The organism is Sediminispirochaeta bajacaliforniensis DSM 16054 (assembly GCF_000378205.1).
Taxonomy (GTDB): Bacteria; Spirochaetota; Spirochaetia; order DSM-16054; family Sediminispirochaetaceae; genus Sediminispirochaeta; species Sediminispirochaeta bajacaliforniensis.
This window is the reverse complement of sequence record NZ_KB899412.1, coordinates 159,473-181,223: the sequence shown is the minus strand read 5'-3', so window position 1 is coordinate 181,223 and position 21,751 is coordinate 159,473. Positions and strand designations below refer to the sequence as shown.

Genomic DNA, 21,751 nt, shown 5'->3' with positions numbered 1-21,751 from the left:
AACATGGTACCATTGTCGCGAAATGAAAAGGGCGCTAGTTTTCCTAATTTCTGTCCTCATCATCGGCATTCCTACCGCCACGGTTTACGGCGATATTGTTTCGTCGCTCTTCCACAAACCTGCATGGTACCATTATCTGACAGGTTCCGAGGATCAGAAAGATGAACTTAAACAGTTGTTCACGGCACTGGAAGATGAAGAATCGCCGGAAAACAGATTCATTCTCATCCAGGAGATTGTTAAGGTGATGAACAGTACCCCTCACCGGGAATTGCTCAACCTTTTTTTAACGACCTACGTCGAAAAACATCCCAAAGATCCCTTCAATGCTTACTATCTTCTTATTGTAGCACAACAGTATAAACAAAACGGGGCCACACCCTTTGCCGCCCACTATTATGAACGAATCCTCAGAAACTATTCCGATCTTCTGGTACGCGGAAAATCGGTCCACTACCTTTGCCTCACGAACCTGATCGAAACCGGCGGCTCAGCCGATGCCATGGTCTCCTATTATAAGGAGCTGCTCAGCAGATTTGAAAAAGAAATCGATAAGGGCCCCATCTATTATTATTTGGCAAAGGCATATGAAGAGCTGGGAGAATGGGACCTCTCCATGCAGGCCTACCGCCAGTTTCTTCAATACCCGGAGAGTCAGGTTCCCGGTGTTCCCAATGCAATTGCAAAGGTTCGGCCCATCGTCGAATTTTACGAATACAAAAATAAGGATTGGACCGCAGAAACCCTGGACGATTTGGTTGAAAAGGTGACCTACGCCATCAGGGTCCGTAATCCGAGGCTTCTTGCAAAATACAGGGCAAAGGTAGATTTTTTCGCCGTCAGCTGGGAACAGGAAAAGGTTCCTGCCGATACGGAGTTTCTGGCGGGACTCGGCGGTTTTATGACGCAAAGAATACACTACGAAACAAAGCTTGACGCCGATTCAAACAGTCAGGAGGCCTATCTCTGGACCAGCGGATGGTCTTATCGAATCCGAACCTGGTATCTTTACTTTCGTAAGATCCATTTTCCGGCCGATCCCGAAATTCATGGCAGATGGGAATGGGCCGGAATTTATTTCGGCGATAAACCCTTTACGGGATCGGCTGTGCGGAATGATGATGGAACGGGATAAAAACGGCGATTACCGGAGAAGGGAACCAATTCCTCTTTTCCTCTTTCTTCTTCCTCTTTTTTTCCTTTCTTCTTTTGCTTTTACGGCTGCAGAGGAAGCTCCCTTTCTTCCTCCGCGTAACGGTAAAATCAATGCCAATCAGAACATCGATGAAGCGAGGTTCCACATCCCCCCGCCGCGTCAAGGGCACCGTTCACAGGAATGTTTCACCCTGGATATCGGTAAGAGAAAACTAGTAGGAGAGTATATCGTCTATTACACAAAGGATGAGGGACGAGATTTTCTCAATCGGGTGTTGAATCGTGCCCTTCCCTTCCGTGCTCACATCGCAAAGCGAATAGAGGAAAAGGGCCTACCTCCCGAGTTGCTCTATCTGCCGGTTGTCGAATCGGCCTTCCGGGAAAGGGCCGTTAGTAGTTCCGGGGCCGTCGGCCTGTGGCAATTCATGCTCAACAGCATCGAGCCCTACCCTATCGTTGTAGACGAGTGGCGTGACGACCGGCGGGATTTCTGGAAAAGTACCGATGCGGCATTGGATAAGCTTAGCTATAACTATCGGATACTCGGTAATGACTGGCTCCTGGCCCTCGCCGCCTACAACTGCGGTTTAGGAAAGGTACAGCGAACCATTGCTGCGGCGGGAACCTCGGATTTTTGGGAACTATCCCGCAGGGGCCTGCTTCCGCGCCAAACAATCCGCTATGTACCGAAATTTCTTGCCGTGGCGGCGATCGCCTCGCATCCGGGTCGTTACGGTTTTCGAATTTCATGGGATGAACCGATAGAATGGAGTAAAGTACCTATCAGCGGCCAGATTTCCCTCCCACTGCTTGCCGAAAGTACGGGGATAGAGCTGGATCTGCTTGAAAGGGGCAATGCCGAACTCCTTTATGGGGTGACACCCCCCTCACGAGGAGATTATGCGCTGAAGGTTCCGGCTGATCAGGCCGATATAGTAAAAAAGGCGCTGACCCGAAGGGATGCTGCGGAACTGATGCACTATACGGTGCTTAGCATCGGGGATGGAGACACACTCTATGCCATCTCCGCCCATTTCGGTATTCCAATTTCCGCCATCATAGCAAGCAATCCGGGGATTGTACCCGAACGCCTTCGCATCGGTTCCCGCCTTATTGTCCCGGTAATACGGGAAACAGGGCCGTACAAAAGCAGCCGGTCAATGGTATCCGAAGAGGAACTGGCCGACTTTACCGGTGTCCATACCGTGGATCAGGGGGAAACGCTCTGGGCAATCGCAAAACGATACGGGACCACACCGGAGGCTATCGCGCAGAAGAATGGTATAGCGATGACCGATACAATCTATCCCGGACACAGACTTCTTGTCCCCGAGATCAATTAAGGAGTTGCAACAGGTGAGAGAACTGTTGATCAAAGCATTCCTATCCCTCTTGTGCATACTTCCCGTCTCGATTTTTGCGGCCCCCGTAACAAGCTCGGCTTCCTTTCCCGGCAGCTGGACCTTCACAAACGACTGGGGCCTTGGGATTCTTCAATGGAAAATCGAGCTGCCGATAGGTGAACAGGATCCCCTTCTTCCTTCAACAAGAAAACAGATGGAACGGAAAATAGATAGGGCTTTCCCCTCTATTTTTCTTGATACACTGCTTTCGATAACCATCGACAGCAGCACAACAATAGGGGATGCAATAGAAGAAAATCCTGATTTGAGAAGTGAATTGACCGCGCTGGCACAAACAGCCGAACGGCAGGAAAGTCACTATACCACCGATCTCTCCTCATGGAGATGCAGTTTCGAGCTTCACGTATATCCCGAGATTGTAAGGCTTTTTATCAACCACACTGTCGCCTATCCCCCGAATCGAAAAATAAGCCTCGATCCGGGCGCTCAATATACCGGAATTCTCATCTATGTTGAAGACAGGCTACCGGTCCACGGGCTTTTTACTGCATCGAGCCTCCGCAGAGGGCTCTTTCCAAGGATCTTCGACGAAGAAATGAACCCTGTTATCGATCGCTCGATGGTTGATCCCGATATTCTTTCGACTCAGGGAATGGTGCGCTACCTTTCACCCGAACAAATGAAAGAAGCTCAAAGCAGAGTTGGTCAAACCCCGCTGAGAATCACTGCAAGAGAGTTGTACGGCAGATATACGACGGATATGGTCGTTACCTCCGAGGCTTCGGGGCAAATACTTTCAAACGACCATAACATCGGCTTGATCGAAAAGGGAAGAATTGCCGTTATTTGCAACGAACATTGACGTAAGCCCACTCTCCGTTTACTATCACCTGCATGAGAAACTGTACGTTAAGAAAACGGGTCGTCATTGGTACGACCCTTTCGTTCCTGTTTGCACTGCTTTTCTTGAGCGGGTGCGGAAGTAATTATATTGGCTATGGCGTTGTATATTGGAGTCCCGACGAAAGTCTGGTTCCGAACGGAAGCATGCTCCCCATCCTGAGACAATCAGGCATCGAAAAAAGTTATACGCTCGAAGTCGATGGACACAAGGAAGGATGGAGCACCGACGAATGGCGAATCGGCTTTTTTGAGAAAAAAGATGAAGCCCTTGCCGAAGAAGGTCGTTACGAACCATTCATTCATCTCTTTGCCGTCAGTCAGCGGGACAGGCTTGCGATCAGACAGGAGCCGGATATCGAGTCGGAGAGGGCTTATGTACTTCGGTTGGGCCAGGAGATGAAAATCATCGATCAGGAGAATCAACAGGATAGCGTGGGCCAGTACGAGGGCCACTGGTACAAGGTACTTACCGACGACGGCACCATGGGATACTGCTTCGACCATTATCTTGAGGCATACGACGGAAGAACGGGACCGAGCCAAAAAGTGTCGCCGGAACTTGCCTTTGTAAAAGAAGCCCTTTCGAGAGCCTATCGTCCCGAATATTTCAGGGAAATGATGAGAAGCAACAAAATTGTTCTCGAAAGATTTTCTCCCCGCTTCGGTTTTTTCCCGGATCTTGCCCAAAAGAGTATCGAAATGAGGCTTCCGAGCGGAAACAGAACATTCTCCTATGAATCTATCGAATATACCGAAGGGGGCAGCTACGTCTTCATAGGAAGCGGCCTATCGGCCAACTTCTTTGGAGAGAATAGCTTTGCCGCTACATTCCCGGTTGACGGTAACAACAGCAGTGAACGTTTTGTCTTTATTCCGGAAGACGATATCACCACGGCCATAGAAAACGAACGACAACGCAGAGCCGATGAGGTCCTCCGTTTCACCGAAGCAGAGTATCCGATTCAATATCGCAGCTCAGCCTATGGAACCCTCAAGTTTCACGAAGACGCGACCTTTGAGTGGACGGGAAAGCAGCGCCTGAGTCCAGAAGTGATACCGGCAGACAGCGGTGACAAGGGGACCTTTTCCTTCGACTATTTCCTTGGGTCTCAGGTGGCATCGAAGTATGACGGCGTTATCAATCTCACCTTTGATCAGGGACAAAATCTGCTCTTTTTCTACACCCTCAACGAATCGGGGCTCAGACTTACCACCATCGACCAGCGAAGTGTGGAGAAGAACATCGTCCAAAAAGTCTCCTTCTCTCCGCTGGTGATGGCTTTTTTCAAGGAACAGGAGTAATATGATTTCTCTTCAACTCTCGGAGATATCCCTTGCCTTTGGCGATAGGGATATCCTTCGGGATGTGACTCTCACCCTCGACGGATACAGCCGTACCGCTCTTACGGGAGCGAACGGAAGCGGAAAGTCAACGCTTATGAAGATCATTTGCGGCGACATCACCCCGGACGGCGGTCGAGTTATTGCTTCAAGGGGCATGCGAATCGGCTATCTGCCGCAATCGGGGCTTCTCTATAAAGGAAGAAACCTTATCGACGAAGCGGAGACGGCCTTTGAACGTCATCTTGTTCAAATCCATCGAAAAGAAGAGCTGGAAGAACTTCTTGCCTCATCGGATGAGAGCGATCCCGGCCTGAAAACGATTTTGGAAGAGCACCACGCAATTGTCGAAGAACTTATCAGAGAAGATTACGACCGTCGTTTCGAAGCCATCGAGCGGGTCCTGATCGGTCTCGGATTTTCACGGGATCAGTTTGATGCGCCTTGCGAAACCTTTTCCGGCGGATGGCAGATGCGCATAGCCCTCGCGAAAGTACTGCTTGGGCGTCCCCATATAGTACTTCTTGACGAGCCGACAAACTATCTGGACCTTGAAGCACGGGGTTGGCTGGAGCAATTCCTGAAAGATTACCCAGGTGGAGTTCTTTTGGTCAGTCACGACCGCTACTTTCTTGACGCCACGGTCAAGGAAGTTGTGGAGGTGTTCGACGGAAATTTAAAGCGTTACCGAGGCAACTACAGCGAATACGAAGCGGTCAGAAAGGAAGAGTTGGTATCGTTGATGGCTGCCTGGGAAAAGCAGCAGGAAGAGATTGCAAAGCTGGAAGAGTTCATCGCCAGGTTTCGCTACAACGCAAGCAAGGCAAAGTTGGTCCAGAGCCGCGTCAAGCAGCTTGAGAAAATTAACCGCATAACGATCCCGGAAACCCTTAAAAAGATACATTTCTCCTTTCCCCCTCCTCCCCACTCGGGTAAGGAAATGTTACGGATCGGAGGGCTCAATAAGGGGTACGGAGAGCATCTTGTCGTTAAGCAACTCGATCTACTGCTTTTACGGGGAGAAAAGGTGGTCATCGCAGGTCCTAACGGAGCAGGAAAGAGTACCCTTTTGCGTATCCTTGCAGGGATCGACCACCATTACGAGGGCTCGGTCGAATACGGGACCGACGTAAGTATTGGTTATTTTGCCCAGGATCGCGAGGAATTTGCAGGATCGACGGCCACGGTAATAGAAGAGATGGAGGCCAGCGCGCCTATCCCCATCATTCCGCAGCTACGAAATCTATTGGGGGCCTTCCTGTTCCGGGGTGACGATATCTACAAACGAATCGAGGTTCTTAGCGGTGGAGAAAAGAGCAGGCTCTCTCTCATGAAACTCCTACTGCAACCCCATAATCTGCTCATTCTCGACGAACCTACCAACCATCTCGACCTTCATTCCAAAGATGTTCTTCTTGATGCCCTTAGGCAATATGAGGGAACGGTCATCTTCGTCTCTCACGACCGGGGATTTATCGAACGCCTTGCAACAAGGGTCATCGAACTTACAGCGGGAGAGTGTGCAAGAAATTTCCCGGGAGACTATGAATACTATCTCTGGCGTAAAGAGCAGGAAACTGCCGATGGGGAAGCTGCCGCACAAAATATTGTCTCTCCTCCCTTTTCAAAACAAGAAGAAGAGATTCCCAGAGAAGGAAAGCTGAGCTGGGAAGAGGAAAAACGCATAAAAAATATGGTAAAGGAACTGAGAAGGGAAGAAGAACGTCTTTTGTCCGAAATTGAAAGGCTTGAGTCCAAGGCTGGAGAGCTGAAGGTGCGACTGGAACGCCCCGAAGTGTATAGCGACCCGATCAGTGTACGGGATGTTCAGGCTCTTATAGAAAAAAACGACCGGGAATTGCAGGTCCTCTCACAAAGATGGGAAGAGACGGCCGAAACGCTAAGTGTATATGAGTCCTGAACAAAGATGAAATTCAACAAAAAGAATGGTCCTGTTTTTGTAAAACTCCTGCTTTTCGGGGCTCTGGCCGGAACCCTTTTCTGGGAACTATCCATGCGCTTTCTCGAAATCATGGGAGTTGCCCTTGATTTCACAGCAGGCCCTATCGGTTTCGACGTGGGAGCCCTTCAGATGTGGCTTAGTATCAACCCGGGAACTTTCCTAGGCTTGGCCATGGGGTGGCTTTTCTTTAGTAGAATATAAGGAGAACCATAGATGCCTCCAATTTTCCCCTCCAATTCCTCTCTTATTCTCGCCTCAGCCTCTCCCAGAAGAAAAGAGCTTCTCTCTCGTTTGGGCATTCCTTTTGAGGTAAAGGCCTTGAATACCCCGGAACCGCTTGATCAATCCCCGCCGTCGGAGCAGGTCGTTCGACTGGCGCTCGCAAAGTTGGAAGCCTTCCGCAGCACATATCCGACAACGAAACGCCCGATACTTTGCGCCGATACCTGTGTTGATATAGATGGCCGGATTCTTGGTAAGCCGTCGAACGAAGAAGAAGCGGAAAAGATGCTGTTCCGGCTTTCGGGAAGATGGCACAGGGTCATCACGGCCCTTGCTCTCGGCCTTGAGGGAGAGCCGCCTATCATTAAAAGCGCTGTAACCGAGGTCCGCTTTGCCAAGCTCACAAAAGCAGAGGTCCATTGGTACATAGAGACCGGAGAGTGGCGGGACGTCGCCGGGGCCTATCGCATCCAGGAGCAGGGAGCCCTGCTCATTGAAGAGATCCGAGGCTGTTTCTATAATGTGATGGGCTTGCCTTTACGCCTTGTTTATGGCATGCTTCGTGATACGGTACCGGATGTATTTCCCAATCCGTAATTTCCGTTCCTTATTTCATAAGGAATGAGACATAAGAGAAGGCGCCGCAAACTCAGCGGCAATGCAGGAGGAACACATTGTCTGTAGTAAGCATGAAGAGTCTGCTTGAATCAGGTGTGCATTTCGGCCACCAGACCAAGCGCTGGGATCCCCGAATGAAGAAGTACATCTTTGCCGAACGAAACGGGATTCACATCATCGATCTTCAGAAGACCATTGTCAAAATTAAAGAAGCCTACGACATGGTTAGGGAACAGGTTAAAGAAGGCCGTTCCATCCTTTTTGTAGGCACGAAAAAACAGGCCCAGCAGGCAATCGAAAACGAGGCCAAGCGTTGCGGCATGTTCTATGTCAACAATCGTTGGCTCGGTGGTATGCTCACCAATTTCACCACCATAAAAAAATCGATCCACCGTCTCAAGAAAATTGAAAAGATGGAGGTCGACGGCACCTTTGAAAGCCTCACGAAAAAAGAAATCGCAAAGCTAAATAAGGAACGTTCCCGCCTTGAAAAGAACCTCGGCGGTATCAAGGAAATGAAGGATCTTCCCGGTGCCATCTTTATCATCGACACGAGAAAAGAATCTATCGCCGTTGCGGAGGCCCGCAGAATGGGCATCCCCATCATAGCCGTAGTAGATACAAACTGTAATCCCGATGTAGTCGATTTTCCGATTCCCGGAAACGATGATGCCATCAGGGCCATCACCCTTTTCACAAAAGTGATCTCCGATGCTGTTATCGATGCCGACAACGAAATCGGTATTGAGATCATTGATTCTCTCCAGGACGAAGAAGAGGATGGGGCAGCTGAAAAGGGCAAAGAAGCGGAAGAAACGGAAGAAGACGATGTAGCTGCCGAATATGACAGCGAAGCGGGCCTAGGAAGCGTCGAGGTCGAAGAATCGGCAGAAGCAAAAGAGGACGATGAAGAGGTCGCCTACTCTTCCGAGTATGATATTGAAGATGAAGATGAGTAAGGAGTAGCAGCGTGGAAATCAAAGCAGCCGATGTTAAGAAACTGAGAGACAAAACTGGTGCCGGCATGATGGACTGCAAAAAGGCACTTACCGAAAGCGGCGGCGACTTTGCCAAAGCAGAAAAGCATCTCAAAGAGCTTGGCCTTGCCGCCGCGGCAAAGCGAAGTGGCCGGGCGACCAATGAAGGTCGGGTATTTTCCAAGGTTGAGGATAAGCGGGCCGGGCTTCTCGAACTTGCCTGTGAAACAGACTTTGTCGCCAGAAATAAAGATTTCATCAAGCTTGGTGAGGAACTTCTTGGCCTTGTTATCAACAAAGGCTATACCGAAATCAATGCCGACCTTGAAGAACGGGTAAAGGACACCATCAGTACCATCAAAGAAAATATGAGCATCAAGCGTTTCACAAGCCTTGAGATTGCCGATAACGAGATGGTGACCGACTATATTCACGGAGAGGGCGGTATCGGTGTACTCGTCAAACTAAAGGCTGAAAAGCCGGAACTCCTCGGTGAGGATTCCGTAAAGACCTTTGCCTTTGATGCGGCATTGCACATTGCAGCATTCAATCCCCTCTACCTCGATCGGTCGAAGGTCGACGAAAAGTATAGGAAGGAGCAGGAAGAGATTTTCCGTAAGCAGGCGGAACATCTTGGAAAGCCCGAAAAGGTGCTTGCCGGTATCGTCCAGGGAAAGCTCAACAAGCACTATTCCGAGATATGTCTGCTTGACCAGGGATTTGTAAAAGACGAAAAACAGAGCGTAAGTAAGGTTCTTGCCCAACTTTCCAAAGAGGTTGGCGGCAAGCTTGAGATTGTCGATTTTCGTTACTACCGGGTCGGCGACGAAAACTAATCCGAAAGAAGGACCATTGCCTCAAAAAGACAGTGGTCCTTTTCATGCTCCAGGAGGATATGCCATGGATAAAGTATTGAAAGACGCTGAATCACGAATGAAAAAGAGTATTTCGGCCCTTGGCGATGATTTTAACGGTCTGAGAACGGGCCGTGCTTCTGCTGCCCTCTTCGATAAGATCAAGGTTGATTATTACGGCCAAAGCACTCCCCTCTCACAAGCCGCAACAATATCGGTACCCGAAGCCAGGTTGGTTGTTATTCAACCTTGGGACAAGGGACTTCTCGGAGAGATTGAGCGGGCAATCCAGAAATCGGAACTTTCGGTAAACCCAAATAACGATGGAAAAGTAATCAGAATCAACATTCCACCGTTAACAGAGGAACGGCGCAAGGAACTGGTTAAGGTTGCCAAGAATCAGGCCGAACAGTGTAAGGTTGCCATCAGAAATATCCGCAGGGATGCAAATGAAGAGCTAAAAAAAATCCAGAAAAGCGGCGATATCAGCGAAGACGAAGAAAAGCGTGGTGCCGACGAAATCCAGAAGCTTACCGACAAATATGTTGAAGAGGCGGGAAAACTGCTTGAAACAAAAGAGCAGGAGATCATGGAGGTATAGTGGATCAGTTGCGTCCGATTCCCAAACATATTGGGATCATTATGGATGGGAACGGCCGATGGGCGGAACGCCGGGGTAAACCCCGCTCCTTCGGTCATAAGAGCGGAACAGATACCGCCAAAAAGGTCATAACAAGTGCCATTGAAATGGGAATCGAATGGCTCACCCTTTATGTTTTTTCCACCGAGAACTGGAAACGTCCGGAGCGCGAGGTTCGTTTTCTCATGGAACTTATTCGGCGGTACATGAAGTCAGAGGCCCCCTTTTACCATAAAAACAAGATCCGTTTGCATCATCTGGGAGATCCTGAACGACTTCCGGAAGAAATTCGTCGCGAAATCGTAGAAGCAAGTGAGGCAACCAGCCACTATGATCGCCTCCATCTCGCTCTCGCCATCAATTATGGAGGCAGAGACGAAATTCTCCGAAGCTTTCAACGTTGGGTTACGGCTAAACTCGAAAAGGGAGAAACCATCTCGGCCGCTCCCACCTTTGAAGAGTTTTCCGTCTATCTTGATCTGCCGGAGGCCCCTTCTCCCGATCTTATTATCAGAACGGCGGGAGAACAGCGGATGAGTAATTTTTTGTTATGGGAAAGTGCCTATTCGGAATACTATTTCAGTGAGGTACTATGGCCCGATTTTGACGGAGAGGAGTTGTCGAAGGCCATCGAATTCTATCGCGGCAGAAAACGAAAATACGGTGGTGTCGGGTGAATAATTTCGTACAACGGGTCATCCTCTTTTTCATTGGGATTCCGGCGCTTCTGGCCTCGATTCTACTCTTTCCGAATCAGCCGCTTCCGCTTTGGAATCTTCTCGTCGTTATTTTTTCCGGCATTGCAGGGTCGGAAGCAGCCTTACTTTTTCGCCCCGAGTTGAAAAAACAAGAGGTAATCCTCTCCGGACTCACCATAGCCCTTTTGACGGCATCGGCTTTTTTCGAACTGATTTTTCAGGCCTTCGAGTTCGTCATTCCCACGCTCATTATCCTTCTGCTTTTTCTCCTTATCCCCGTTGCCTTAGCAGGCCTAAAAGACCTTCCATCATTGATTGCGGGGACCGTATCGAGGATCGCACTATTGGCTTATCCCGGCATGTTTTTGATCTTCCTTGTCAAAATTTCCTCTCTGCAATATCCAAGATTGAAGATTCTTCTCTTTCTCACCCTCATCTTTAGTAACGACACATTTGCCTATCTTGCGGGCAGAAGCTTCGGCAAACGTTCACGCCACCCATTTGCCGTCAGTCCGAATAAAACCGTCGCGGGTTTCATCGGCGGCTTCATCGGTTCGGCGGCAGCAGGTTCCCTATTCCTCTTCCTTGCGCCCGAAGCCCTACCCTTTTCTCTTCCGACTGCCCTGCCCTTTTTTTTCCTGATCGCGTGCACGGCAAATCTCGGCGACCTTGTCGAGTCCGCATGCAAGCGTGCGGCAGGCGTAAAAGATTCGGGACGTTTCATGCTTGGCAGAGGAGGCGTTCTCGACTCTACAGATTCCGTCCTTTTCAGTGCACCGTTTTTTTATTATATTGTCCTTCTATTCTGCCGCTGAGGATTAACGCATGCACACAAAAAAGGTTATGCTACTCGGAGCCAGTGGATCGATTGGCTCCGCGACGCTCGATATTCTCCGATCACATCCCGATCTTTACACCCTTGTCGCTGCTTCCGCACATAGTTCCGAGGAAGCTCTCAAGACTGTGGTTCGTGAGTTCGGCCCGAAGGCAGCCACGCTTTCAGGCCCCGTTCGAAACGTCGACCTTTCCGAAAGCTTTCCATCCCTTCGTTTCTATCGGGGTCGCGAGGGTTTGTTCAAGATGATAGAAGAAGTCGATGCAGATATCGTGGTAAACGGAATTGCCGGGGCGGCGGGGCTCGAACCCTCCTGGCGTGCAATACGGTCGGGAAAGGATCTTGCCCTTGCAAATAAGGAAACCATCGTCACCTCAGGCCCCTTGATCAGGCACGAGGCAAGAAAGCTACAGAGAAAAATCCTACCCGTCGATTCCGAGCATTCGGCCATCTTTCACCTCCTTGAGCACCAGGAGCCGGAGTTTGTCGAGGAACTTGTTATTACCGCGAGTGGAGGGCCTTTCCTCCATCGCCCCCTGGAAAGTTTCTCCTCCATACGTCCCGAGGAGGCCCTCAAACACCCTACATGGAACATGGGTGGGAAAATCACCATAGACTCGGCAACCATGGCAAACAAGGGCCTTGAGTTTATAGAGGCTCACTACCTTTTCGACGTAGACCCCGATCATATCAAGGTGGTCATCCATCCGCAAAGCATGGTTCATTCCTTGATACGGACCACAGATGGTTCGCTGTTCGCTCAAATCAGTAGGCCTGACATGCGTATTCCAATTCAGAATGCACTCTCCTATCCCCAGCTCATCTCTTGCCCATTCGGCAGGCTTGAGTTGGCAGGGGCCAGTTTTTCGTTTCATGAGCCGCAGGAAAAGCGATATCCGCTTCTTTTCATCGCCATAGATGCGATAAAAGCAGGAGGTGCTTATCCAATTGCATACAACGCGGCCGATGAACTTGCGGTGCAGGCCTTTGTAGAACATCAGATAGGCTATTGTACAATCAGCGAAGTGGTACGACAGCTGCTCGAAAGGGATTGGAGCAGTAGCCCGGTATCTCTCGAGGAGGTTCTCGAAACGGACCAGCGGGCGAGAACTATTGCCGGAGAGATTCTGAAAAATTTCGGAGGAAGATAATGGGTATACTACTAGGTCTCTTCGGCCTTGGCATCGTAGTGTTTGTCCACGAGTTAGGCCATTTCCTTGCGGCCAAGGCAGTCGGAGTCGAGGTGGAGGCTTTTTCCATAGGCTGGGGACGCCCCTTGGTCGGAAAAAAAATAGGCAAAACAGAATACCGAATTGGTATCTTCCCGATCGGTGGTTATTGTAAGATGAAAGGAGAAGAACCTTTCAAAAAAGCCCTTGAAGAGAAGGCTGACCGGATACCTTCGGAAAAGGGTTCACTCTTTTCCGTATCTCCGCTACGGCGTATCATAACCTATGCAGCTGGCCCCCTGGCCAATCTCCTTTTTGCTATGATCGTTCTCTCAATCCTTTGGTATGCGGGCTTTACAATCCATACATTCAATAACAAGGTCATCATGCTTTCCGACTACCCCACCCTCTTTCATAAGGGAGAAACACCAGCGGAAAAGGCAGGACTTCGGACCGGAGACCTTATTGTCGCAATAGGAGGAAGGCCTGTTACCAATTACTCCGAACTACAGGAAGCGGTTGCCCCCCTTGCCGGGGAAGAAATCTCCGTCACCGTTTTACGAGAAGGTGTTGAAAAGCGTATGCCGATTACCCCGGAGCTGGATAAGGCAAGCGGAATCGGCATGATCGGAGTTTCGGCCTGGATCGATCCCGTTGTATCGGAAGTTGCTCCGGAATCGAGTGCCTATCTTGCAGGTCTGAGAGAGGGCGACGCCATTACGGCCATCGACGGGCAGCCGGTCCGCCATACCCTTGACCTGCTCAATGTTCTTGAGAGATCTCCCGGGAAAGTCACGCTCTCCTTTATTCGTGACGGGCAGGAAACAACAACCGTTCTCATCCCGTCCTACGACGAAAACGGAAACGCCCACCTCGGCCTCGCCTTCTCCGGAATCACCGTACATTCTCCGAATTACTCTCCCATAGGGGCCATAAAGAAGGGATCGGGAGAGGCTATCTCAACCTTCTTTCTAACAATCAAAGGACTTAAAAGTCTCTTTTCCGGAGTACGGGTCAGAGATGCCGTATCGGGCCCGGTACGTATCACCTATCTTGTGGGTGAGGTCGCGGGCAGAGGTTTCAGCGAGGGGTTTGCCACGGGAATCACCACCTTATTCCGTTTCCTGAGTTTTATCAGTATCGCGCTCTGTTTTGGAAACCTGCTACCGATTCCGGCCCTTGATGGAGGCCTCATTCTCATCACTGCCGTTGAATTATTCAAGGGAATTCATGTTTCTCCTCGCGCCTTCTACAGGTATCAGTCGATTGGCTTCGTGATTATCCTTATGATCCTGATTTTTGCAACGTTTGGTGATATCACCTTTTTGATGAAGGAGTAAAAGAGGATGAAACGCTCATTGACCTGTCACTGTGAACATATGTTTGAGGCTGATATTCCGGATAGCTACGATATTTCTAAAACCGGCGATATCGAAGAAAGTATTTTAAACGGTAGTTTTTTGTCGATTCGATGTCCCAAGTGTGGAACGCTCTTAAAACCCGAGTTTCCCGTCAGAATCATCGGGTTTTCCGCCGGATGTTGCGGCTACGCCGATATTCAGTTCATTCCGGAGCTTGAACGTGATGCCTATCTATTGGGAAAACGATCGTACTCGGGTGGCCGTATCGCCATCGGTATGGCAGAACTCATGGAAAAAGTTGCCTTGCACAAGGTGAAACTTGACGATCGGGCCGTTGAAATTCTGAAGTATCTCCTTTTGGAGAAGATGGAAGCAAATGACGGCGTACGTATCTTTTTCTCCCAAATGGAAAAGGAAAAGATCGAATTCCATATCCATGGCCTGAGAAGTGATAAAATCGGTATAAGCAAGATTCCCTGGGCCCTGTACCAAAAAGTCGAGGCCGATATTCCCAAGAGGTTGAAAGAGGATCCCTTTCGTGAAATACTAGAACCGCCATATGTGTCAGTAACAAAAATCAGCATGGAGGTGGCATCGTGATCCGTAGATTATCGCCTTTTCTTTTCCTCACTCTTGTTCTCATCCTCGGATCGATCTTGCAGCTTCCTGCAGAAGTAACCGTTCGCAGCAGCCATACCGCCAGTATAAGCTCGATGGAGCGACGGATGGATGATCTTCTTGCCACGACGTCGGAAGACGGATCGGTCAAGATATGGAACACTCGCGAAGGCTTTTTGGTATCTTCCATCCAGGCAAGTCATCTGGCGATCCCAAAACTTGCCATCCATCCGAAGCTTCCGAGGGTTGCATTAGTGACGACCGACGGAATCAACACCTTCAGACTGGAGTTGTGGGATTGGGAAACAAAAGAACAGATATTTTCAAAGAAAATCGAGGAGATCCCTCTTTTTATAGCATTCTCTCCCTCCGGTTCTCTTCTCATATATGCAAAAACCGACTGGCAAAGCCTCATCTTTCTCAACGCCGAAAAAGGATTCGAAGAGCACAAAATAAAGGAAGGCTTCGGCATTGTTTCCGCCGTCTTTATAACGGCATCGGAAAAAACACTGCTTGCTTACACTCCCTCGGGAACCCTGCGATACTTTGATCTCTCGACAGGAGAGGCAAAGGCCAATCCCATAAGAACAAAGAGTGGGCTCAATCAGGTACAGTTCACCGATGACGGACTCTTTCTCTTCGGAAAAGAGGGGAATACGCTCTATGCCGTAAGCCTTGTAAACGGATCGATTGTTGCAAAACAGGATATCAAGGGTCTTCTGTCGATCTCCTATGATCCTGATAGTTCGAATATGGCGGTGCTTTCTCAGCAGGCAGCGGAAACGGAGCTTAGCATTTTCAGTGTTATCCGGGATAGTGGCTCACTTCGCTTTGAAAAGCGCAATCTGCCGATCAAAACGGGACGCTACATCCCCCACATCATCTCTTTTCGGGATGAGATGCTTTTTTCCGGCGACAATGAGGGAGAAATCCTGCTTCACCAGCTCTATTCGGGAGAAACCGTTGTCTTTGCAAGACCGAGAATCGCTGCCATAGCCGATTTTGATTTTTCGGAACGGGGAATGTTATTGAGCCTTAAAAGCGGTGAAATGGTCCTTATCGAATCGGATCTCTTTTCAACAAACGGTAATCAGGCAAGTTTTTTCCGTACAAAGCGTTTGAACGCACCCTACAACGCAGCTGCCGGAGCCGTTGTCCTGAAAGATGGATCGTTTCTGGTCTTCCCAACTGCAAGCGCGCCGGCCCCGCTTTTTCGTCTTGATCCTTCTCTCGGGACTTTTACCAGGATCGGAGAGGTACAAAGCCCCGTTGTCGAGGCGGGTAATGCCGATCTGGAAGGAAATATCATGCTGGTGGAGGCATCAGGGAGGGTTTCCATTTTGTCCCCTTCCGGAAGAAAAAATCTTTCACAAAGTTCCTTCGGAATACGCTCGGCAGCAAAGGTATCCGATACCAATATCATTGCGGGCCGCAGCAATACCGGAACCCTTTCCTCTTCCCTTTTAAGGATCGACATGGAAACCGGAGAGACTGTTCCCGTTGCAAACAAAGACATCCTTGTCTTTCGAACCACGTACAACGATATAACAAAGAGTCTCTACACATTAGGATATGAGGAACGGCGGGGGCAACTTCGTACGGTGCTGAAAAGTCATGACGGTCACGCCTTCGAGAGGGAATTCACCCTTCTTACCTACCCCGGAGAAGATCCTGATGCTTCCTTCGTAGCCGATCCCAACGGTACCGATCTTTACACCTCCCTCGGCTACTCAGGGGTCTTGCTGCTCAAGTGGGACGGTTTTACCCCTCTTGGACGGATCGAGCACATTCCCAGAAGGCTTGCCCTGCATAAAAACTTACTTTTCTCCCTGAACCGAGACTACTCAATTTCGATGTGGTCAAAGAATGACGGCAGGGCACTTCTGACATTTTACCTTTTCGATGACAGTAATTGGGCTGCTGTTTATGAGGATGGTGCCACCTTTTCATCACCAGAAGCAAAGAAGCTTTTGCATACAAAGTAACAAAAAACCGCAACCAGAACAATATCGATTGACATGGCTGGTTGCGGTTTTTACCCCAACGTAGTGTTAGGAATTTTGGTGGTAAAAAGGCCACTACTCCCGACCCGATTCCCCAATGAATACTATGTAAAAGTGCGTGTTAATCGTGAGACGGATTTGCCGAAATTTTTCGAATTGCCTCAAGAACACTCTTTTCGACGTCACGGGAATAGTCGGTGTCGTCGACATTGTGGGCATAAAGCGTCCCCATAAGAGAAACACGGTAAAGGGGCCTGACATTATTTAAGGCGTAAGCTGCCATATCCAAAACGCAATCCTGACATTTACACACCGAAGAAAACTCTTCGCTACTCAAATGGTACTCCAGCTTCTCAAGGACCAGCCGCTCGGCCTCATTCGCAAGATATTCAAAGTTGTATCGTTCTTTCAAACTCATCGGCAATCCTCCTGATTAACATAATACAAATCATTCCCTTGCAAGGGATTCAAATTTAGTATAATGGGGAATAAAAGCAATTTCGATAGTACCGACAGGTCCGTTTCGCTGTTTTGCCACAATAAGCTCGGTCTTAACACTGGTTTGCTGCTCTCCATCCTTGCCGCTTTCCCGTTCCCGGTGCAGAAACATAACGACATCGGCATCCTGCTCTATTGAACCCGATTCGCGGAGATCGGCAAGGGTCGGAGCCTTTCCCTCGGACTGCCGCCCCACCTGGGAAAGAGAGATAATGGGAATATCGAGTTCCCGAGCCAGGGATTTGAGAGAACGGGAAATCTCAGCCACCTGTTCATGGCGGGGAACATTCCCCTTGTTTTCCGGCTCGATCAGGCCAATGTAATCGATAAAAAGTGCTTCCACCCCTTCCTTGCTTCGCATTCTTCGCGCCTGGGCCCGAAGATCAAGCAACTTGATATTGGGTGTATCATCGATAAAAAGCGGAGCCTCATAGATTCGCCCGGCAGCCTCGGTAAGGTTATAGAAATCGGAAGGCTTGAGAAAACCGGTACGCAGGTTCCGGGAATTGATCCTTGCTTCACTCGAAACAAGACGCTGCATAAGGGCCTGCGCCGACATCTCAAGGGTAAAAAAACCGATGGGAACGCTTTTCTTTATGCTCATGTTCGCCGCCATGGAAAGGGCAAAGGCGGTCTTTCCTACCGAGGGACGGGCCCCTATCACAATAAACTCGGCTCGTTGAAAGCCACTTGTCATATTATCAAGATCCGGAAATCCGCTGGGAATACCGGTATAGCTGTTTTTTGTGTGATAAAGTTTCTCAATTGCTGCAATCGTTTCGTTAATGATCTCATTGGCCCCGCGATAACTTCCTGTTTGCTGGTTATCGGTAATGTCGAAAATCTTTCGTTCGGCCTCTTCAATCAGTTCCCGACTGTCTATCGATTCATCGTGACTCTGAGAGGTAAGCTCGGCGGCAATCTTTAAAAGCGAGCGACGGATACTAGAATCCTTGACAATTTTCGCATAGTATTCGACATTTGCACTGGTCGGAACTACTGAGGTAAGGGTTGTGGCATAGGCAGCCCCTCCACTTGCCTCAAGCTTTCCCTTGGCCCGAAGCTCATCGGTAAGGGTGATCAAATCAACCTCTTGCCCCTTGTTAAAGAGCGAAAGGATTGCCGAGTAGATGTTACGATTATAGCCAGAATAAAAATCCTCCGGCCGTAAATGCCGGAGGACAATACCGACTGCCTCGGGATCAAGAAGCATTGCCCCGAGTGTAGCAGCCTCCGCCTCACTGTTATGAGGCGGTACCTTATCTTTTAACGATGGAGAGTTCATTCTTCCTCGTCGGACACTTCCTCTTCCTCATCAACTTCATCTTCTATGCTGTCCTCATCGTCAATTTCGCTTTCCTCAAAGACTTCTTGAACAGCTTTCCGGGCGGCCGCCTCTTTTGCCTCGGCCTCCTCTTTCTTGGCATGAACATCTTTGACAGTCAACTTTACTTCGGCGACCTCATTTTCATAGAGCTTCACACGAATGGTATAGTCACCAAGCATCTTGATTGCACTGCTGGGAACCTCAACCTTTTTCTTTTCGACCTCAATGCCCATCTTTTTCAGCTCTTCCACCACCATGGTGTTGGTTACCGAACCAAAAAGCTTTCCGGAATCACCGGCAGTCATGGAAAGAACAATGCTGGCTCCCTCAAGCTGCCCCTTCAGGCCGAGAGCACTCCGTCGTTTCTCTTCCTTGCGCTTCTCAATCGCCTCTCTGCGACTCTCAAAAATCGCTACCGTTTCTTTACTATAGGGAACGGCAAGCTTTTTGGGGATAAGGTAATTCCGGGCGTATCCCTTGGCAACTTCACAGACATCCCCCTCTTCTCCGAGGTTATAGACATCCTGGTTCAGAATAACCTTTGTTCCGCTCATATTTTATTCTCCTTACTAAACTTCTCGATACCGAACCCACAACTCGGAAACTCCGAGCAGGGGGATCGCCAATAACGCGACAATGTTCGCCCCGGGCAGAAACAACAGCATCAGGAACAATACGGTCAGAAAAAACCTTGCTCTCCTAAGACGCGGAGAACGAAGCATTCGGTACCGAATGATCCCAAACCCCTGGAATGCATAGATCAGCAGCAGCACCGTAGCGGCATTCCAGAAAGGATAAGCCCAAAAGCCAATATCAACAAAAAGATCCAGGGCCACTATCGGCAAAACCACCAAAAGTCCCCAGATGCATCGATCCGGCACCCGAAAGGCAGCCACATCAACAGGCGACTCTCCAAGGAACCGGGCCCGTATTCCCCTGGCAACAGCATAACCAAAGACAAGACTTCCGCAGTAAGCGGCAAGGGAAAACCTGAAGAAAAGATCCTTCGTCGTTTCCACCATCGTCTGAGGATCCAGTTGCGCCATTAAAAGCGAAGATTCAAAGCTTCCGCTATCAGACAGGGGCTGGCGTAACAACTCCGTTATTGCGATGATCTGTTCCCGAAGCAAACCGGTAAAGCTCTGATTCGCCGCAACGGCAAGAATGACAGGAACACTTACGCAACCGGCCGCAACCGAAACAATCAAAAATCGCTTCAGGGCCCTTCCTTTCAACAAGAAAAAGCCCAGAATACCTGCGAGAAGGAATGAAGGGTAGGACAAATCAACCAGCACAAGCAGTTTTCTGTCGATTCCCGGCACATCAATTCCCGCAGTCAGAACCATCGTCTGTACGAACAGCGCGGTCCACAAAACCAAGAGTACAAGTGCAGTTTTTTCCCAACTGCGTCTCATACCATATAAAAACAGCGGTATCAGAAAAAGGAAAAAAACGGCACGAAACTGAAACAGGACAAAAGAGACCACAAGCGTGATCGCTCCTTTTACTATGTCACTTCTTACCGCTGAATACTTTTCCTGTACCATATCCGACGTATTATTTTTTCACAAAAGGAAGATAGGCAAGCACACGGGCCCGCTTTATCTCCTTCGCAAGAAGTCGCTGATGTTTGGCACATGTGCCGGTAATTCTTCTTGGAAGAATTTTTCCCCGTTCGGTTACAAAGCGACCGAGTGCATCGGGGTCCTTATAATCCGCCACCATATTACCGGTACAGAATCTGCATACTTTCTTCTTGAAAAAGGGACGTTTACCACCACGAAAGGAAGACCTACCGCCCCTGTTGCCGGAATCGCGGCTATCATCCCTATCCTTGGATCTGTAATCTCTATTATTCTCGTCAGCCATGAACTATTCTCCTCGTTTCTAACAACTTAAAAGGGTATATCGTCATCAAAATCTTCCGGCCCGGGACCTGAATTGTACTGTTCAAAGGGCTTTGCCCCCTGGCGAACAGCTCCTCCTCCAGAAGGAGAAGACCCTCCCCCGCCCAAAAGCTCCAAATTCTGTGCAACGATTTCCACTTTACTTCTCGTCTGTCCGTCCTGCTCCCAGCGATTCTGACGCAGCTCTCCCTGTATGGCCACCTGTTTCCCTTTTACGAGATATTGATGAACCCCTTCGGCACTTTTCCCAAACAGGGTGATGTCGAAGAAATTCACCTCATCCGTCCACTGATCACCGGACCTCTTTCTTCGGTTTACAGCAACGGAAAATTTACAAATCGCCATACCACTATTGGTGTAACGCATCTCGGCATCCCGGGTAAGCCGCCCGACAAGAATTACTGAATTAATATCGTTGGCCATGACAATCGCCTAAGATTCTTTTTTTACAAAGAGAAACTTCAGTACGGAATCGGAGAGCAAGAAAGCCCGCTCAAGATCAATAACCTTTGTGGGATCAAGTTCGGTTTCAAGATAGAGATATCTGCCCCGCTTTTCTTTCTTAATGGAGTACGCAAATTCGCGAATGCCCTTGTCCTCCTGGCTTTTTATCGTGGCGCCAGCCTTTTCAAGCTCGGCGGACACAAATTCCTTGCCTTTGGAGAACTCCTCGTCCGACATTCTAAAGATAGTAGTCAGCTCGTATGTTCTCATGTATCCTCCTTATGGACATACTGATCCGTCTCTTCTCGGACGGATAAAGAGGTCATGGGAGATTATCATAATGGCTATCCGATGTCAAGATAAGCCCTGATTCTGCCGAAAAGAGGAGTATGGGACAATGGATCCACTATGAGGCAGACATTTTCTTTTTGATGGATACCATCCATCTTTTGAAGCGAAACCTTGCACTTGAGGTTGATGCAGCCTATTTCTCCGAAAAGGTACTCGATGAGATACGGTTTCTGGATGAACGGCTTTCGGGATTATCTTCCGCACTTCTTTCAAGTACCTTTCTCCTTGATCGAAATCGCTATATTCGATTCCTTTACAAGACCCAGATTGCCTTTTCTGAGCTTATGAATGCAATCGCCGACGGCACTTTAGGTTCCCAAATAGGTCTATCCCCACACTCCGACTATTTCCAGGAACTTGGATTAAAAAAGAAAAATGAAGCTGCAGTGCTTCTTGCTTCCACGGATATCGTTCCGGAAGTCGACGGCGATGTGGACCAAATCAGCTCCGAGGAGTTTAAATACCTCTTTATGGAAAGTGACGATGCATAGTATACTTTTTGC

The 21,751-nt window shown here is 49.1% G+C and carries 24 protein-coding genes; 17 read left to right on the top strand and 7 right to left on the bottom strand.

Annotation, left to right across the window (positions count from 1 at the left end; all coding sequences use genetic code 11):
- The first annotated feature begins 22 nt into the window (after positions 1 to 22).
- From F459_RS0108655 to F459_RS0108580, 16 genes are all read left to right on the top strand, one after another.
- Positions 23 to 1,135 carry a tetratricopeptide repeat protein gene (locus F459_RS0108655; protein ID WP_020612338.1) on the top strand — a complete coding sequence of 371 codons (1,113 nt, stop codon included), beginning with the start codon at positions 23 to 25 and terminating at the stop codon, positions 1,133 to 1,135.
- Positions 1,050 to 2,498 (top strand): lytic transglycosylase domain-containing protein, encoded by a 1,449-nt coding sequence (locus tag F459_RS0108650; protein WP_245540128.1) that lies wholly within the window; start codon positions 1,050 to 1,052, stop codon positions 2,496 to 2,498. The genes F459_RS0108655 and F459_RS0108650 overlap by 86 nt, the downstream gene beginning before the upstream one ends.
- 13 nt (positions 2,499 to 2,511) lie before the next feature.
- On the top strand, positions 2,512 to 3,381 hold the full coding sequence (locus F459_RS0108645; protein WP_020612336.1) for a hypothetical protein: 870 nt from the start codon (positions 2,512 to 2,514) through the stop codon (positions 3,379 to 3,381).
- A 32-nt stretch (positions 3,382 to 3,413) separates the two neighbouring features.
- The gene (locus F459_RS0108640) at positions 3,414 to 4,724 is read left to right on the top strand and encodes an SH3 domain-containing protein (protein WP_033301446.1); all 1,311 of its coding nucleotides are present in this window, start codon (positions 3,414 to 3,416) and stop codon (positions 4,722 to 4,724) included.
- 1 nt (position 4,725) lies between these two features.
- Positions 4,726 to 6,684 carry an ABC-F family ATP-binding cassette domain-containing protein gene (locus F459_RS0108635; RefSeq protein WP_020612334.1) on the top strand — a complete coding sequence of 653 codons (1,959 nt, stop codon included), beginning with the start codon at positions 4,726 to 4,728 and terminating at the stop codon, positions 6,682 to 6,684.
- Between the two features lie 6 nt (positions 6,685 to 6,690).
- Positions 6,691 to 6,927: a hypothetical protein gene (locus tag F459_RS0108630; RefSeq protein WP_020612333.1), complete on the top strand. Its 237-nt coding sequence runs from the start codon at positions 6,691 to 6,693 to the stop codon at positions 6,925 to 6,927.
- A 12-nt stretch (positions 6,928 to 6,939) separates the two neighbouring features.
- Positions 6,940 to 7,545 carry a Maf family protein gene (locus F459_RS0108625; RefSeq protein WP_020612332.1) on the top strand — a complete coding sequence of 202 codons (606 nt, stop codon included), beginning with the start codon at positions 6,940 to 6,942 and terminating at the stop codon, positions 7,543 to 7,545.
- A gap of 77 nt (positions 7,546 to 7,622) precedes the next feature.
- Positions 7,623 to 8,525, top strand: coding sequence for a 30S ribosomal protein S2 (gene rpsB, locus F459_RS0108620; protein ID WP_020612331.1), 903 nt, complete (start codon positions 7,623 to 7,625; stop codon positions 8,523 to 8,525).
- A gap of 11 nt (positions 8,526 to 8,536) precedes the next feature.
- Positions 8,537 to 9,379, top strand: a complete 843-nt coding sequence (gene tsf, locus F459_RS0108615) for a translation elongation factor Ts (protein WP_020612330.1) — start codon at positions 8,537 to 8,539, stop codon at positions 9,377 to 9,379.
- A gap of 64 nt (positions 9,380 to 9,443) precedes the next feature.
- Positions 9,444 to 9,998 carry a ribosome recycling factor gene (frr, locus tag F459_RS0108610; RefSeq protein ID WP_020612329.1) on the top strand — a complete coding sequence of 185 codons (555 nt, stop codon included), beginning with the start codon at positions 9,444 to 9,446 and terminating at the stop codon, positions 9,996 to 9,998.
- Positions 9,998 to 10,714, top strand: a complete 717-nt coding sequence (uppS, locus tag F459_RS0108605; protein ID WP_020612328.1) for a polyprenyl diphosphate synthase — start codon at positions 9,998 to 10,000, stop codon at positions 10,712 to 10,714. The genes frr and uppS overlap by 1 nt, the downstream gene beginning before the upstream one ends.
- Positions 10,711 to 11,550 carry a phosphatidate cytidylyltransferase gene (locus tag F459_RS0108600; RefSeq protein ID WP_020612327.1) on the top strand — a complete coding sequence of 280 codons (840 nt, stop codon included), beginning with the start codon at positions 10,711 to 10,713 and terminating at the stop codon, positions 11,548 to 11,550. The genes uppS and F459_RS0108600 overlap by 4 nt, the downstream gene beginning before the upstream one ends.
- Positions 11,551 to 11,560: 10 nt before the next feature.
- Complete coding sequence (gene dxr / locus F459_RS0108595) at positions 11,561 to 12,721, top strand: 1-deoxy-D-xylulose-5-phosphate reductoisomerase (protein WP_020612326.1); 1,161 nt, start codon at positions 11,561 to 11,563, stop codon at positions 12,719 to 12,721.
- Positions 12,721 to 14,079, top strand: coding sequence for an RIP metalloprotease RseP (gene rseP, locus F459_RS0108590; RefSeq protein WP_020612325.1), 1,359 nt, complete (start codon positions 12,721 to 12,723; stop codon positions 14,077 to 14,079). Before dxr ends, rseP begins: the two co-directional genes overlap by 1 nt.
- A gap of 6 nt (positions 14,080 to 14,085) precedes the next feature.
- A complete protein-coding gene (locus tag F459_RS0108585) occupies positions 14,086 to 14,700 on the top strand; it encodes a CpXC domain-containing protein (RefSeq protein ID WP_020612324.1) in 615 nt (204 codons plus the stop codon).
- Positions 14,697 to 16,703 (top strand): WD40 repeat domain-containing protein, encoded by a 2,007-nt coding sequence (locus tag F459_RS0108580; RefSeq protein ID WP_020612323.1) that lies wholly within the window; start codon positions 14,697 to 14,699, stop codon positions 16,701 to 16,703. Before F459_RS0108585 ends, F459_RS0108580 begins: the two co-directional genes overlap by 4 nt.
- 139 nt (positions 16,704 to 16,842) lie before the next feature.
- Here F459_RS0108580 and F459_RS0108575 read toward each other — a convergent pair whose 3' ends face one another.
- The 7 genes from F459_RS0108575 to rpsF are packed head-to-tail and all read right to left on the bottom strand — an operon-like array spanning position 16,843 to position 21,167.
- Positions 16,843 to 17,139 carry a late competence development ComFB family protein gene (locus tag F459_RS0108575; protein ID WP_020612322.1) on the bottom strand — a complete coding sequence of 99 codons (297 nt, stop codon included), beginning with the start codon at positions 17,137 to 17,139 and terminating at the stop codon, positions 16,843 to 16,845.
- A gap of 30 nt (positions 17,140 to 17,169) precedes the next feature.
- The gene (dnaB, locus tag F459_RS0108570) at positions 17,170 to 18,504 is read right to left on the bottom strand and encodes a replicative DNA helicase (protein ID WP_020612321.1); all 1,335 of its coding nucleotides are present in this window, start codon (positions 18,502 to 18,504) and stop codon (positions 17,170 to 17,172) included.
- On the bottom strand, positions 18,501 to 19,100 hold the full coding sequence (gene rplI / locus F459_RS0108565; protein WP_020612320.1) for a 50S ribosomal protein L9: 600 nt from the start codon (positions 19,098 to 19,100) through the stop codon (positions 18,501 to 18,503). The genes dnaB and rplI overlap by 4 nt, the downstream gene beginning before the upstream one ends.
- Positions 19,101 to 19,115: 15 nt before the next feature.
- A complete protein-coding gene (locus F459_RS0108560; RefSeq protein WP_051086162.1) occupies positions 19,116 to 20,093 on the bottom strand; it encodes a DUF2232 domain-containing protein in 978 nt (325 codons plus the stop codon).
- Between the two features lie 10 nt (positions 20,094 to 20,103).
- Complete coding sequence (gene rpsR / locus F459_RS0108555) at positions 20,104 to 20,415, bottom strand: 30S ribosomal protein S18 (protein WP_013255439.1); 312 nt, start codon at positions 20,413 to 20,415, stop codon at positions 20,104 to 20,106.
- Between the two features lie 26 nt (positions 20,416 to 20,441).
- On the bottom strand, positions 20,442 to 20,876 hold the full coding sequence (locus tag F459_RS0108550; protein WP_020612318.1) for a single-stranded DNA-binding protein: 435 nt from the start codon (positions 20,874 to 20,876) through the stop codon (positions 20,442 to 20,444).
- Between the two features lie 9 nt (positions 20,877 to 20,885).
- Positions 20,886 to 21,167 carry a 30S ribosomal protein S6 gene (gene rpsF / locus F459_RS0108545; RefSeq protein ID WP_020612317.1) on the bottom strand — a complete coding sequence of 94 codons (282 nt, stop codon included), beginning with the start codon at positions 21,165 to 21,167 and terminating at the stop codon, positions 20,886 to 20,888.
- A gap of 119 nt (positions 21,168 to 21,286) precedes the next feature.
- Between rpsF and F459_RS0108540 the strand changes: the two genes are divergently transcribed.
- Positions 21,287 to 21,739: a hypothetical protein gene (locus F459_RS0108540; RefSeq protein WP_020612316.1), complete on the top strand. Its 453-nt coding sequence runs from the start codon at positions 21,287 to 21,289 to the stop codon at positions 21,737 to 21,739.
- Positions 21,740 to 21,751: the final 12 nt, after the last annotated feature.

What these genes read in the sequence shown, in the direction of transcription:
- F459_RS0108655 (WP_020612338.1), top strand. Translation starts at nt 23, where the DNA reads ATGAAAAGGGCGCTAGTTTTCCTAATTTCTGTCCTCATCATCGGCATT.
- F459_RS0108650 (WP_245540128.1), top strand. Translation starts at nt 1,050, where the DNA reads ATGGCAGATGGGAATGGGCCGGAATTTATTTCGGCGATAAACCCTTTA.
- F459_RS0108640 (WP_033301446.1), top strand. Translation starts at nt 3,414, where the DNA reads ATGAGAAACTGTACGTTAAGAAAACGGGTCGTCATTGGTACGACCCTT.
- F459_RS0108635 (WP_020612334.1), top strand. Translation starts at nt 4,726, where the DNA reads ATGATTTCTCTTCAACTCTCGGAGATATCCCTTGCCTTTGGCGATAGG.
- F459_RS0108630 (WP_020612333.1), top strand. Translation starts at nt 6,691, where the DNA reads ATGAAATTCAACAAAAAGAATGGTCCTGTTTTTGTAAAACTCCTGCTT.
- F459_RS0108625 (WP_020612332.1), top strand. Translation starts at nt 6,940, where the DNA reads ATGCCTCCAATTTTCCCCTCCAATTCCTCTCTTATTCTCGCCTCAGCC.
- frr (WP_020612329.1), top strand. Translation starts at nt 9,444, where the DNA reads ATGGATAAAGTATTGAAAGACGCTGAATCACGAATGAAAAAGAGTATT.
- dxr (WP_020612326.1), top strand. Translation starts at nt 11,561, where the DNA reads ATGCACACAAAAAAGGTTATGCTACTCGGAGCCAGTGGATCGATTGGC.
- rseP (WP_020612325.1), top strand. Translation starts at nt 12,721, where the DNA reads ATGGGTATACTACTAGGTCTCTTCGGCCTTGGCATCGTAGTGTTTGTC.
- F459_RS0108585 (WP_020612324.1), top strand. Translation starts at nt 14,086, where the DNA reads ATGAAACGCTCATTGACCTGTCACTGTGAACATATGTTTGAGGCTGAT.
- F459_RS0108575 (WP_020612322.1), bottom strand. Translation starts at nt 17,139, where the DNA reads ATGAGTTTGAAAGAACGATACAACTTTGAATATCTTGCGAATGAGGCC.
- dnaB (WP_020612321.1), bottom strand. Translation starts at nt 18,504, where the DNA reads ATGAACTCTCCATCGTTAAAAGATAAGGTACCGCCTCATAACAGTGAG.
- rplI (WP_020612320.1), bottom strand. Translation starts at nt 19,100, where the DNA reads ATGAGCGGAACAAAGGTTATTCTGAACCAGGATGTCTATAACCTCGGA.
- F459_RS0108560 (WP_051086162.1), bottom strand. Translation starts at nt 20,093, where the DNA reads ATGGTACAGGAAAAGTATTCAGCGGTAAGAAGTGACATAGTAAAAGGA.
- rpsR (WP_013255439.1), bottom strand. Translation starts at nt 20,415, where the DNA reads ATGGCTGACGAGAATAATAGAGATTACAGATCCAAGGATAGGGATGAT.
- F459_RS0108550 (WP_020612318.1), bottom strand. Translation starts at nt 20,876, where the DNA reads ATGGCCAACGATATTAATTCAGTAATTCTTGTCGGGCGGCTTACCCGG.
- rpsF (WP_020612317.1), bottom strand. Translation starts at nt 21,167, where the DNA reads ATGAGAACATACGAGCTGACTACTATCTTTAGAATGTCGGACGAGGAG.
- F459_RS0108540 (WP_020612316.1), top strand. Translation starts at nt 21,287, where the DNA reads ATGGGACAATGGATCCACTATGAGGCAGACATTTTCTTTTTGATGGAT.